At 63.3% G+C, this 13897-nt stretch carries 8 protein-coding genes; 7 read left to right on the plus strand and 1 reads right to left on the minus strand.

All coding sequences use genetic code 11. The features are described 5' to 3' along the window. Nucleotides 1-157: 157 nt before the first annotated feature. From zwf to BPHYT_RS35145, 3 genes are all read left to right on the plus strand, one after another. Nucleotides 158-1765 carry a glucose-6-phosphate dehydrogenase gene (gene zwf, locus BPHYT_RS35135; protein ID WP_012428881.1) on the plus strand — a complete coding sequence of 536 codons (1608 nt, stop codon included), beginning with the start codon at nucleotides 158-160 and terminating at the stop codon, nucleotides 1763-1765. 215 nt (nucleotides 1766-1980) lie between these two features. After that, nucleotides 1981-2760, plus strand: coding sequence for an ROK family protein (locus BPHYT_RS35140; protein ID WP_012428882.1), 780 nt, complete (start codon nucleotides 1981-1983; stop codon nucleotides 2758-2760). A 39-nt stretch (nucleotides 2761-2799) separates the two neighbouring features. Then, complete coding sequence (locus tag BPHYT_RS35145) at nucleotides 2800-3369, plus strand: YbhB/YbcL family Raf kinase inhibitor-like protein (protein ID WP_012428883.1); 570 nt, start codon at nucleotides 2800-2802, stop codon at nucleotides 3367-3369. 33 nt (nucleotides 3370-3402) lie between these two features. Here BPHYT_RS35145 and BPHYT_RS35150 read toward each other — a convergent pair whose 3' ends face one another. Then, nucleotides 3403-4398, minus strand: coding sequence for an aldo/keto reductase (locus tag BPHYT_RS35150; protein WP_012428884.1), 996 nt, complete (start codon nucleotides 4396-4398; stop codon nucleotides 3403-3405). A 453-nt stretch (nucleotides 4399-4851) separates the two neighbouring features. Between BPHYT_RS35150 and BPHYT_RS35155 the strand changes: the two genes are divergently transcribed. The 4 genes from BPHYT_RS35155 to BPHYT_RS35170 all read left to right on the plus strand — a co-directional run bounded on the left by BPHYT_RS35155 (nucleotide 4852) and on the right by BPHYT_RS35170 (nucleotide 13792). Continuing rightward, complete coding sequence (locus BPHYT_RS35155) at nucleotides 4852-7050, plus strand: TonB-dependent receptor (RefSeq protein ID WP_012428885.1); 2199 nt, start codon at nucleotides 4852-4854, stop codon at nucleotides 7048-7050. 69 nt (nucleotides 7051-7119) lie between these two features. Beyond that, nucleotides 7120-7803 (plus strand): Fe2+-dependent dioxygenase, encoded by a 684-nt coding sequence (locus BPHYT_RS35160; RefSeq protein WP_012428886.1) that lies wholly within the window; start codon nucleotides 7120-7122, stop codon nucleotides 7801-7803. Beyond that, nucleotides 7800-8522 (plus strand): PepSY-associated TM helix domain-containing protein, encoded by a 723-nt coding sequence (locus BPHYT_RS35165; protein WP_012428887.1) that lies wholly within the window; start codon nucleotides 7800-7802, stop codon nucleotides 8520-8522. The genes BPHYT_RS35160 and BPHYT_RS35165 overlap by 4 nt, the downstream gene beginning before the upstream one ends. Nucleotides 8523-8851: 329 nt before the next feature. Continuing rightward, entirely contained in the window at nucleotides 8852-13792 is a 4941-nt protein-coding gene (locus tag BPHYT_RS35170) for a response regulator (RefSeq protein ID WP_012428888.1), read from the plus strand. The last annotated feature ends 105 nt before the right edge of the window (nucleotides 13793-13897 follow it).

The following is a 13897-nucleotide window of genomic DNA, read 5'->3' on the forward strand; positions in this document are numbered from 1 at the left end:
CGTGCGAGTGAGGTGCGGCGAGCTTAGGTGAGGTTACACAAGCCATACAACGTCGCAAGGTGAGCAGGTTGCGTGGCCGTTTTTGAACTGTGTGGGTTCAAGCGTGGTCTTTCATGTATCACCACGTCCGTTCCATTGGTTTCCAAAAGTGAATCCCATGTCGACTACACCGAATACCCCAGCAGCCGATCGTCCCGCCGCCAGTCAACCGCCGAGCTGCAAAGTCAGCGCGAGCCCGCAGGAAGCGCCGGCCTCGCCGCCCGGCAAGCGGCCCGCGCCGCCGTGCACGCTGGTGATCTTCGGCGCCGGCGGAGACCTGACCAAGCGGTTGCTGATGCCGGCGCTGTACAACCTCGCGGTGGATGGCCTGCTCGACGATGGAATGAAAATCATCGGCGTGAATCATGGCGAACGCGAGACGAGCGCGTGGCGCGAAGATCTGCACAAGTCGCTCGAACAGTTCGCTGCCGACAAGGCCAGCACCTTTCACGCCGGCAAGCTCGACGACAAGGCGTGGGACTGGGTCGCGCAACGCCTCGAATACATGGCCGGTGAATTCGAAACCGACGATACTTTCACGAAGCTCAAGCAAAAGCTCGAACAGACGCCGGGCGGCAACGTGATCTTCTATCTCGCGGTCAGTTCGCGCTTCTTCAAACCGATCGTCGAGCATCTCGGCAAGGCGGGTCTGCTGAAAGAGGGCGACGGCGGCGGCTTCCGCCGGATCGTGATCGAGAAACCGTTCGGCACCGATCTCGCTTCGGCCAAAGACCTGAACGCGCACATCCTGTCGTATGCAAAAGAAGAGCAGGTGTATCGCATCGATCACTTTCTCGGCAAGGACACCGTACAGAGCATTCTCGCGGTGCGCTTCGCCAACGCGCTGTTCGAACCCGTGTGGCGGCGCGAATATATCGACTGCGTGCAGATCACGGCGGCGGAAACCATCGGCGTGGAAGGGCGCGGCAAGTTCTACGAACAGACCGGCGCGTTCCGCGACATGGTCCCGAACCACCTGTTCCAGTTGCTCGGCATGGTCGCCATGGAACCGCCCAATTCGTTCGACGCCGAAGCCGTGCGCGACAAGAAGGCCGAAATCTTTGACGCGATCAAGCCGTTGACGCCGGACGACGTCGTGTTCGGTCAATACCAAAAGGGGCCGGCCGGCATCGGCTACCTCGAAGAGCCGGACGTCGCACCGAACAGCACGACGGAAACCTACGCCGCGGCGCGCGTGTTCGTCGAGAACTGGCGCTGGGCCGGCGTGCCGTTCTATCTGCGCACCGGCAAACGCCTGGCCGCGCGTCGCACGGAAATCTCGGTGCAACTGAAGCCGGTGCCGTTCCGCCTGTTCCGCGACACACCCGTCGACGCGCTCACGCCGAACGTGCTGACCTTGCGTATCGATCCGGCGCACGGTACGAGCTTCGACTTCAATGTGAAAACGCCGGGGCCGGTCATGCAGATCGGCGCGGTGCAGTCGTCGTTCGACTATGGCGACTTCTTCGCGGAACGCGCCAACGTCGGTTATGAAACCTTGCTCTACGATTGCATGCTCGGCGACGAGACGCTGTTTCAGCGCGCCGACAGCATTGAAACGAGCTGGTGTGCGGTGGATGACGTGCTGCATCCGAAAACCGGCGGCGCGGTGCCGGTGCATGGCTATGCGGCCGGCAGCGAAGGCCCCGCGGAAGCCGACGCGCTATTGGCGCGCGACGGTCACGCATGGCGGCCATTGAAACGGGATGCTGTGCAGAAGAAGTAATTCAACGACGAGTCGCACCAACACAATCGGGGGACACCGTGGTGACACGCAAGACGACACGTAAGGCGGCGACGAAGACGCCGGGTAAGACGGCAAGCAAAGCGCCAGCGAATGCGGCGCTTAAACGGTCAAATAAGCCGTCAACTAAGCTGTCAACTGAGCCGTCAACTGAGCCGTCAACTGAGCCGTCAACTGAGCCGTCAACTACGCCGAGAGTGACAAGCAGCACCGAGCGGATTCTGGCGATCGACGTCGGCGGCACGGGTTTGAAAGCCGCGATCATCGACGCGGACGGCAACATGAAAACCGAGCGTTTGCGGGTGGCGACGCCGCATCCGTGCACGCCGGATCAACTCGTGGACGCGCTGGCGAAGCTGGTTGCACCGCTTGTCGAACAGGACCCGCCTACGCTGATGTCGATCGGCTTTCCGGGCGTGGTGCGCAACAACCGCATTCTGACCGCGCCGCATTTCGGCGTGGAAGGCTGGCATGACATTCCGCTCGCCGATTCGCTGGCGCAGCGCTTGGGCGGCCTGCCGGTGCGCATGATCAACGACGCCGAGATGCAGGGCTTCGCCGCGATCGAAGGACAAGGCCTTGAATTCGTGCTGACGCTCGGCACGGGCGCGGGCACGGCGATGTTCCGCGACGGCGAGTTGATGCCTCATCTGGAACTGGCGCATCACCCCGTCAGCAAGAAAGGCGTGGCGTACGACGAATACATCGGCGACGCGGCGCGTGAAAAAGCCGGGAATAAACGCTGGAATCGGCGCGTTGAGAAGGTGATCGGGATTCTGAGTACGCTCGTGAACTACGACAAGCTGTGGATCGGCGGCGGCAACGCGGCGCGCCTCAAGTTCGATCTGCCGGCGAACGTCGCCACCGTTTCGAACGATGCAGGCATCGAAGGCGGCGCGCGCCTATGGCATCCGAGATCCGTGCGCGAAACGCGGCAACTGCCGGAAGCGAATGAGCGGACGGGCCGCTTCAAGTGATGTTGGACTACCGCTGAACCCTGGCCGGAGTCAGAAACGATGATTGGCAGCTATCGCTTCGGCGTCGCACGACGCCTGTTACCGGTCGGTGTGTCCGCCGCGCTGGCGCTTGCCGCGGTGCATGTCGTGGCGGCAGAAGTTTTCGTGGTGTCGTCGCCGGGACTGGCCGACGGCGGCACGCTGGATTCGAGCCACGCGGCGAGCGCGAACAATTGCGGCGGCGGCAATGTATCGCCGGCCCTGCAATGGCGCAACGCGCCCGCCGGCACGAAGAGTTATGCGGTGACCCTTTTCGACCCCGACGGCGCGAAGGGTCTGGGAATCGTGCACTGGGTGCTATATGGCGTCGCGCCATCGACGACGTCGCTCGACGCCGGCGCCAGCCAGCCGCCCGGCAGCGTCGCCGGCACAAATCGGACGGGCGGCACGGGCTATTACGGACCCTGCCCGCCGGTGGGCGACAATCCGCATCACTACGTTGCGCAAGTCTATGCGCTCGATCTGCCGCCGGATGCATTGCCGCCAGGTTTGACGCGGGACGCGTTGTTCGCCGCAATCAAGGATCACGTGATTGCGGCAACGAGCACGGTGCTGCGTTACGGGCGATGAACGCTGCGGCCTTCACCGCCCGGTTGAACAAGCTCATCGCGCCGCGTCGCCCCAGCGATATTCCACACTCGCTTCGTCGAGCTGCGTCTTGATTTGTTCGTCGAGCACGAGTTCGGACGCCGCGAGCGTGTCGCTCAATTGCTCGACGCGGCTCGCGCCGATAATCGCAGACGTGACGAGCGGATTGGCCAGCACCCAGGCGAGCGAAACCCGCGTCAACGATTCGCCGGTCGGCGCAACGATCGTTTTCAATTGCTCGATGGTCTCGAACTCGCGTTTGTGCCAGTACCGTTGCTGATACATCGCGCCGGCCTTGCCGACGGTTTCGGTGAACCGGCCGGACGTGGGCGCCGAGTCTAGTTGATGCTTGCCCGTGAGCAGGCCGCCCGCGAGCGGGTTGTACGGCATCACGGCCAATTGCTCTTCGGCGGCGAGCGGCAACAATTCACGCTCGATCTGGCGGAACAGCAAGTTATAGCGAGGCTGCACGGAGACGAAGCGCGCCACGCGCAGCACATCGGCACGGCCCAACGCGCGCGCCAGCCGATACGCGAGAAAGTTCGACACGCCGATATAGCGCGCCTTGCCTGAGCGGACGATCACGTCGAGCGCCTCGAGCGTTTCGTCTAGCGGCGTATTCGCGTCGTCGGAGTGGAGCTGGTAGAGATCCACGTAATCCGTGCCGAGGCGTTGCAGCGAGGCGTCGATCGCATCCAGCAGATGTTTGCGCGACGCGCCTTGATCCCACGCGGACGGCCCCATCTTGCCCACCGCTTTGGTCGCCAGAATGAAGCGCTCGCGTTTGCCCTTCAGCCATTGCCCGACGATCTCTTCCGTGCGGCCGGCGAGGTTTTCCGTGCCGCCGAGCGGATACACGTTGGCCGTGTCGATGAAGTTCACGCCGGCATCTGCCGCCGTGTCGAGAATGCGATGCGAGGCATCTTCTTCGGTCTGCAGGCCGAAAGTCATCGTGCCGAGACATAGGCGCGACACGGTCAGGCCGGTACGGCCGAATTTGCGGTATTGCATGTCAACTCCGGGGATGAACGGAACAGTTCGATAAGCAGTGTTGCAAAAAGGATAAACCGAGTCGGGATTGAGTGCTGGCCGCAGATGCGGCCAATTGTTATTTAATTGAAAGCTTTCTGGCGGCGTCTTTTTGACTTTCGGTGTTGAAAGCCTTTCCTTTCAACGCCCTTAATATTACAAATGCGTAAGAAAGTGTCGTCAGAGCGCCCTTGAAAATTACAAAGTGCCTACATACGTAAGAAACAAAAACAATTCTGTTACTAGGGGTAAGCAATATCGCGATTGATGCGGTTTTATGCGTGTGGAATGATAGCGATTCTCATTTAACCACCAGCCAGCCATCCCGTCGTCGGTGCCTTTGCGCACGAGACCGGCAGCCAGCCAATTGCGACTTTGCCGTCGTTCGATCTCAGACATGCGAATCCGGCAAACGCATCTCCGACGGGAATTCCCATGTTCAACCACACGCCGCTTGCGACTGCGTTAGCGTTAGCTTTTGCCGTTCCCTTTGCGACTCCGGCGGTCGCGCAGACTGCTCCGCAAACCACTTCGCAGCCGCCGGCCGCGAATGCAAATGCGACGATAACCACCGCAGCCGACGCCGGCAGCTTGCCCACCATCGGCGTGGCGGCGCAAGCAGAACAACAGGACTTCCAGGCAGAGCGTGCGACGGTCGGTGCAAAGACGCCCACGGCGCTGCGCGACATTCCGCAGACCGTCACCGTCATCAATAAGGCCGTGCTGCAATCGCAAGGCGCCACTTCGTTCCAGGACGCGTTGCGCAATGCGCCGGGCGTGACGATCGGCGCGGCCGAAGGCGGCCAGATCGGCAACAACATCAACCTGCGCGGCTTCACCGCACAGAACGACATCTACCTGGACGGCTTCCGCGATCGCAACCAGTACTATCGCGACACCTTCGACCTCGAAGAACTCGAAGTGCTGTACGGCCCGTCGTCGATGCTGTTCGGCCGCGGCTCGACGGGCGGCGTGATCAACCAGGTCAGCAAGAAAGCGAACCTGCACGATTCGGCGGAAGTCACGGGCATGATCGGCACGGACGCCAAATATCGCAGCACGGTCGACGTGAACCACAAGCTGACGGATACCTCGGCGATTCGCCTGAACGCGTTCGGCCAAAGTCTCGGTTCGACGCGCGACGAGATGAAGAACAAGGACTACGGCATCGCGCCGGAAGTGCGCTTCGGCATCGGCACGCCGACCGAAGTGACGATCTCCGCGCTGATCCAGCACAACTACGACATGCCGGACTACGGCGTGCAGGCGTTGAACGGCCGCCCGTCGCCGGTGCCGAAGAACACGTTCTACGGCTTGACCACCGACCGCACGATCCAGGACATCCAGACCGTCACGGCTGGGATCAAGCACAAGTTCTCGGACAACCTGATCCTGACGAACCAGACGCAGTTCTCGCACTCGATGACCGACGCGCGCGAAACCGCGCCGCAAGCGGTGCTGACGGGACCGCTCGCCACCAGCCCCGCGTTGAGCAACGGCAATTTTACGAAGCTGTCGCCGTCGCAACTGTTCATCAAGTTGCAAAGCCACGACCGTGTGATCGAGAACCACTCGCTCTACAACGACACGATGCTGCAATACAAGTTCGTCACTGGCCCGATCAAGCACGATTTGATCGCCGGCGTCGACCTCGGCCACGACAGCTATTCGAACCAGGCGCAAACCCGCGGTAACTTGCCGGTCGTGTCGATGGTGAACCCGGCGTATCTGTCCAACCCTGCCGGTGTGACCACCACGGTCGGCAACTACGCCGATTCCGGCTCGAACGAAATCGGCGCGTACGTGAACGACACCGTGTCGATCGGCCAGCAGTGGAAGGTGATTGGCGGATTGCGTTGGGATCGCTTCCAGGCACAGATTCACAACACGATCAGCGCGCCGAGCTACGCGACGCAAACCAACTTCTTCACCAGCGTGCGCGCCGGCGTGATTTATCAGCCGACCGACTGGCAGTCGTACTACGTGTCATACGGCACGTCGTTCAACCCGTCGCTCGAAGCGCTGACGGTGACCAACCTTACGCAGAACCTCGCACCTGAGTCGACCAAGTCGTACGAAGTCGGCGGCAAATGGGATCTGCTCGGCGGCAATCTCTCGGTGACGTCGTCGTTCTTCCGCGAAGAAAAGACCAACGCGCGCACGCAAGTTTCGCCGACCGAATACGAACTCGACGGCGACGTTCGCGTCGACGGATTCCAGGCCGGCGTGACGGGCCACATTACCGACAAGTGGCAAGTGTTCGGCGGCTACACGTACATGGACGCCATCATCCTGAAGGCGCGCGACGGTACGCAAGGGCACGTGCCGGCCAACACGCCGCGCAATACGCTGACGTTCTGGACCACTTACGCGATCACGCCGCACTGGGAAATCGGCGGCGGTCCGACGTATATGTCGCCGCGCTATGCATCGAATACGAACTACGTGCAGGTGCCGGGCTACACGCGCTGGGATGCGACCGCTGCCTATCACGCGAAGAAATACGACGTGCGCCTGAACCTGTTGAACATGACCAACAAGTATTACTACGACGCGCTGATCCCGTCCGACGGCGGCCGGTCCGTGCCGGGTATCGGCCGCACTTTGCTGGCGACGTTCGACTACCGCTTCTGATACGCGTTGAAGGGATGCGTTAGGCTTGCCGTTTCCAAGAACGGCAAGCCGACGCAAAGAGGAAACACCATGTTGTTGCACATACCGAACGTACTGAACGCCGAGCAGTTGCGGCTCGTGCGCGAGCGGCTCGACCAGGCCGGCGACGCCTGGGTCGACGGCCGCGCGACCGCCGGCTATCAGGGCGCGCCCGTCAAACGCAATCAGCAGATCGCCGAGCACACGCCGGTTGCGCGTGAACTGGGCGATGTGATTCTCGCCTCGATCGAACGCAACCCGCTGTTCATCAGCGCGGTGTTGCCGAACCAGGTGTATCCGCCGCTGTTCAACCGGTACGAAGGCGGCATGCAGTTCGGCAGTCACGTCGACGGAGCCGTGCGCGTGCTGCCCAATGGCGTGAAGCTGCGCACCGACGTCTCGGTGACGCTGTTCATTTCCGATCCCGCCGACTACGACGGCGGCGAACTCGTGATCGAAGACACGTACGGCGTGCAGCAGGTCAAATTGCCGGCCGGCGACATGATCGTCTATCCGGCGACGAGTTTGCATCAGGTCACGCCGGTCACGCGCGGCGCGCGGATCGCGAGTTTCTTCTGGGTGCAAAGCCTCGTGCGCAGCGACACACAGCGCGCGATGCTGTTCGACATGGACACCGCGATTCAACGGCTGAATGCCAGTCACGCCGACGATACTGCGCGCCGCAGCCTCGTCGGCATCTATCACAATCTGTTGCGAACCTGGAGTGAAACGTGAGCGTACCCGAGGCTATCGATGTTCAAGCGCCCGCGGGCATCGACCGAACGACGCGCGAGCCGCAGCGGCTCGACAACGACGAATTGAAAGCGCGGCAGCAGCGTTCGCGCCGCGCCACTTTCGTCAAATGGCTGCGCAAGGTGCATGGCTGGGTCGGCTTGTGGGGCGCGGCGCTGGGTTTGCTGTTCGGCACCACGGGGTTCCTGCTGAACCATCGCGGCGGACCGCTCAAAGTGTCGACCGGCGAGCCGCAAGTGGCAATGCTGCAGGTGCCGTTGCCGCAACCCGCGCCGGAAACGCCGCGTGAGTTGGGCAAATGGCTCAAGCACGAACTGAAACTGGCGGGCACGCCCGGGCGCGTGCAGAAAGAGCCGGCTCATCCGGTGGCATGGGGCGAGCGCAGCGTCGTCCAGCCGGAGCACTGGCAGCTCAATTTCGCGTCGCCGCATGAGAACACGTCCGCCGAGTACTGGGTGGGCAACGGCTATGTGACGGTCAAGCGCAGCGAGAACACGTTTCTCGCGATGCTGACTAACCTGCACAAGGGCGTGGGCCTGAGCGTCGGCTGGGTGCTGCTGATCGATACGCTCGCGGGCAGCATCATCTTGCTGTCGCTCACCGGCGTTCTGCTCTGGACGGAGTTGAACAAGCGCAAGACCATCGGCGCGGTGTTGGTGCTGGGCTCGATCGTCGCTGCGGTGTGTGTGGGCCTGCTGTAAAGACATTGCAAGCCCGCAATGATCGAAGAAACCCGGTCGCGCGCCGAAGGCGTGGCGATCGGGAAAATTGCCTCTGCGCACGCATTGCGTCGAGGTACGTTTTACCTGCAGGTCGGTTTCATTTCGCGGCGTTTCATCCACTCCGCACAATCCTCCGCATAACGCTCACTCCCATGCCGCGAAAAGCCCGCTGCTTGGGGTTTCGGCGCGTCGTCTCAACTTCCTCCGGCACACCGCTACGTGCGAGAATCGCGCTACATTAATTGCGTGGTGATCGTTAGCCATCCGTCGTATCAGGCACCGCTTTTGCAATAGCGGTCCGCACGAATATGACCCGCCGCGTCGAGGAGATCGCGTTGAAACAGCCGGACCGCTTCATGTCGGATGCACCGCTCGTCGGCTCGGCCGCCCCGTCCTTCCTTGCCGGCGGCGGCGAACTGGGCGCGCTGATCCGCGCCTACGACTGGACGCAGACAGCGCTCGGCGCGCCCGACACCTGGCCACAAGGTCTGAAGATCGCGATCCGCATCATGCTCACGTCGCGTCAGCCGCTGTGGATCGGCTGGGGCGACGAGCTGCTCTATTTTTACAACGATCCGTATAAATCGATCATCGGCGGCAAGCATCCGGTCGCGCTTGGTCAACCGACCCGCGTCGTATGGCGGGAAATCTGGACTGACATCGAGCCGCTTCTGGATACAGCGCTGGCGGGCGCCGAAGGCATCTTCGTCGAACAGAAGCTGCTCATCATGGAGCGCAACGGCTTTCCCGAGGAAACGTATTACACCTTCTCGTACAGCCCGATTCCCGGCGAGGACGGCGAACCGGGCGGGATCATCTGCGCCAACAGCGACAACACGGCGCAGGTGGTCGGCGAACGGCAATTGGCGCTGTTGAAGGAGCTGGCGGCGGTCAGCCCGAACGGCCGCGACTGGCGCGAGGCGTGCGAACTCAGCGCGCGCGCGTTGCAGGCGAATCCGCAAGACCTGCCCTTTGCGCTGCTTTATGCGGCCGAACCCGGCAGCGATACGGTCACGCTGGTCGGCGCGTGCGGCATCGAGCCGGGCCATCCGGCGGCGCCGCAGACGATGCGCGTCGGTGAATCGCTTTGGCCGATCGCCGACGTCGTCAAGATCCAGGCGCCGCAGATGGTGCGCGACTTGACGCAGCGTTTCGGCACCGCGTTGCCGAGGGGACCGTGGCATCTCGCGCCGGAGCAGGCGGTCATCCTGCCGGTGTCGGCCGGCAGCGAGTCGACGCAGACGGTGCTGCTGATCGCCGGCCTGAATCCTTGCCGCCTGGTTGACGACGCCTACCGCAGCTTCCTGAACCTGGTCGCCGGCCAGATCGGCGCGGCGATCGGCTACGCGCAGGCGTATGAAGAAGAGCGGCGGCGCGCGGAAGCGCTGGCCGAAATCGATCGGGCGAAGACCACGTTCTTCTCCAACATCAGCCATGAATTCCGCACGCCGTTGACGCTGATGCTCGGCCCGCTCGAAGAACTGCTCGCGAGGCCGCAGCCGGGCCCGAGCGGTAATAACGCGCAGACACGCAGCGATATCGACGACCGCGCGCTGATCGAGATCACGCATCGTAACGGCTTGCGCTTACTGAAACTCGTCAACGCATTGCTGGATTTCTCGCGGATCGAGGCGGGGCGCATCGAGATTCACACGCAGCCCACCGACATCGCGGCCTTCACGGCTGAACTCGCGTCGCTGTTCCAGTCCGCGATGGAGGCGGCCGGCCTGCGTCTCGAGGTGGAGATTCCGGCTACCCCCGTGGTCGTGCAGCTCGACCGCGAGATGTGGGAAAAGGTGGTGATGAACCTGCTGTCGAACGCGTACAAGTTCACGTTTTTCGGCACGGTCCGGGTCGCGGTTCGCGCGGTCACAGGCGGCGTCGAGGTCAGCGTGACGGACAGCGGCATCGGCGTCGCGGAAGAAGAAGTACCGCGTCTGTTCGAGCGCTTTCATCGCGTGGCGGGCGCACCGGGCCGCTCGGTCGAAGGCAGCGGCATCGGGCTCGCGATGGTGCAGGAACTGGTGAAGCTGCATGGCGGCACCGTGCGGGTCGACAGTGTGCTCGGCGAAGGCGCGTGCTTTACCGTGTCGCTGCCGTCCGGCGCCGTGCAGTCCGAGCGCGAGGACGCAGGCGTGCATGCCACCATGAGCAAGCACGCGCGCAGCTATGTCGATGCCGCGTTGCGCTGGAGCCCGGAGAACGAGATCGTGGACGGCGCGTCGATCGAAACGGCATCGGCCGACGAGACGTCGCCCGAGGCTGCGCCGGCCGCCGCCGCGCGGCTGCTGGTCGTCGACGACAATGCGGACTTGCGTGAGTATATGAGCCGCATCTTGCGAGCGGCGGGCCACGACGTGCGGCTCGCGAGCGACGGCCAGGCCGCGCTCGAAGCCGCGCGCGCGGAAGCGCCCGATCTGGTGCTCTCCGACGTGATGATGCCGCGCCTCGACGGCTTCGGCCTGCTGCGGGCGCTGCGCGCCGATCCGCATTTGCGCGACACGCCGGTACTGATGCTGTCGGCCCGCGCGGGTGAGGAAGCGCGCGTCGACGGTATCGAGCATGGCGCCGACGACTATCTGACCAAGCCCTTCTCTGCGCGCGAGCTGCTGGCCCGCGTATCGGGCAATCTGCAACTCGCGCGCTTGCGTCGCGAGACCGAGATGAAGCTGCGCGAGGAATCGCGCACGCTGGAGATCCTCAATCGCGTCGGCTCCACGGTGGCGGCCGAACTCGACCTGAACCGCGCGGTGCAGATCGTGACGGACGCGGCTACCGAACTGACCGGCGCCGCGTTCGGCTCGTTCTTCTACAACGTGCTCGACCAGAAGGGCGGCAGCTACATGCTGTTCACGCTCTCCGGCGTGCAGAAGGAAGCGTTCGAGCGGTTGCCCATGCCGCGCAACACGGCGGTGTTCGCGCCCACGTTCCAGGGCGACGGCATCGTGCGCGTCGACGACATCACGCAGGATCCGCGCTATGGCCACAACGCGCCGCATCGTGGCATGCCGGATGGCCATGTGAAGGTGCGCAGCTATCTGGCCGCGCCGGTGCAATCGCGTGGCGGCGAAGTGGTCGGCGGCCTGTTCTTCGGGCACCCGGAGCCTGGCGTGTTCACCGAGCGCGCCGAGCGGATCGTGGCCGGCATCGCGGCGCAGGCGGCGATTGCCATCGACAACGCACGCCTGTATCAGGCGGCGCAAATTGAAATCGCGGAGCGCACCAAGGCGCAAAGCGCGTTGCGCGATCTGAACGAAACGCTGGAGCGCCGCGTGATCGAAACGGTAGCGGACCGCGACCGTTTGTGGGAGCTGAGCGAGGATCTGCTGGTCGTGGCCGATATCGAAGGCCGCTTGCAGCGTGTGAGTCCATCGTGGAGCACGGCGCTCGGTCATAACGTGCATTGGCTGATGTCGCGTTCCTATGTCGATCTGGTTCATCCCGATGACGTAGAGACGGTCCGCACGCACCTGGCCGAACTGCGCAGGACGGGCGTGCCGGTGCGTTACGAAAACCGCTTCAAGCGGATCGACGGCACGTGGCGTTGGGTCGCGTGGACACTCGCGCTCGATCCCGATACCACGCGCATCCACGGCGTGGGCCGCGACGTCACCGCGGATAAGGAAACCACCGAGGCGCTGCGGCACGCCGAAGAAGCGCTGCGCATGGCGCAAAAAATGGAAGCGATCGGCAAGCTCACGGGCGGCGTCGCGCATGACTTCAACAACCTGCTGCAAGTGATCGGCGGCAATCTGCAACTGCTGGCGAAAGACGTCGCCGGTTCGGAGAAGCCCGAGCAGCGCGTGCGCAATGCACTGGCTGGTGTGGCGCGCGGTGCGAACCTCGCCTCGCAACTGCTCGCGTTCGGGCGGCGTCAGCCGCTCGCGCCGAAGGTCGTCAATCTCGGCCGCTTCGTGCGCGGTCTCGACGACATGCTCAGACGCGCGCTCGGCGACGGCGTCGAAATCGAAACGATCGTGTCGGGCGGCTTGTGGAATACGCTGGTCGATCCGTTTCAGGTCGAGAACGCGCTGCTGAATCTGGCGATCAACGCGCGTGACGCCATGAGCGGCCACGGCAAGCTCACGATCGAAGCCGGCAACGCCGCGCTTGACGACGCCTACGCCAAACGCAACGCGGAGGTCACGCCGGGCCAGTACGTGATGCTGGCGGTCACCGACACGGGCGCCGGCATGTCGCCGGAAGTGCGCGAGCGCGTGTTCGAACCGTTCTTCACGACCAAGGCCGAAGGCCAGGGCACGGGCCTCGGCTTGAGCATGGTGTATGGCTTCGTCAAGCAATCCGGCGGCCATGTGAAGATCTACAGCGAAGAAGGCCACGGCACCACGATCCGCATCTATCTGCCGCGGGTGCGCCAGGAAGAAGACCTCGAAACGAATATCGAAGCCGGTCCCGCCAAGGGCGGCACGGAAACGATTCTCGCGGTCGAAGACGACGAGGAAGTGCGCACGACCGTGGTCGAAATGCTCTCCGATCTCGGCTACCGCGTGCTGAAAGCGAAAGACGCGCAAAGCGCGCTGGCGATTGTCGAGAGTGGCGTGCCGATCGACATGCTATTTACCGATGTGGTGATGCCCGGCCCGTTGCGCAGCACCGAACTCGCCCGCAAGGCGCGCGAGCGGTTGCCGGCGATCGCGGTGCTGTTCACGTCGGGCTATACGGACAACGCGATCGTGCATTCAGGGCGGCTCGACGAAGGCATCGAATTGCTCAGCAAGCCGTACACGCACGAAGCGCTGGCGCGCAAAGTACGCTACGTGCTGCAAGCGCAGAATCCGCAAGCGGCCGAAATTGCCGAGGCCGAGCAGCATCTTCTCGAGATCGATCCACCCGTGACGCCGGATGGCGCCGATAGTTTCGTCACTCAAACGCGGCTGCGGATTCTGCTGGTGGAAGACGACGAACTGATTCGCGTGAGCACCGCCGAATTGCTGCGCACGTTCGACTTCGACATTCTGGAAGCCGAAGGCGAGCATGACGCCAAGCAGATTCTCAGCGAACACGCGATCAGCGTGATGCTGACCGACGTGGGGCTGGCGGGTAAGTCGGGAGTCGATCTAGCGCTCGACGTATGTCGCGAGCGGCCTGATCTGCGCGTGATCTTTCTGACCGGCTACGACCTCGTGCTGACGCCGGCACAGCGCGCGGTCTTGCCGCACGCGATGCTGATGCGCAAGCCCTACGATCCGCTCGATCTCATCGATGCGCTGAAAACGCCACTGCGCTAAACCGCGCTGCGCGCGGCCGGCGTTGCCGGCGCGCCAGCGGGAAAGCGCGCGCTCGCGCTAGAATTCCCGGAGACCGCCACAATTGCTGGTTCCACCGGAATTCAC

The sequence above is a fragment of the Paraburkholderia phytofirmans PsJN genome (genome assembly GCF_000020125.1).
GTDB classification, from domain to species: domain Bacteria; phylum Pseudomonadota; class Gammaproteobacteria; order Burkholderiales; family Burkholderiaceae; genus Paraburkholderia; species Paraburkholderia phytofirmans.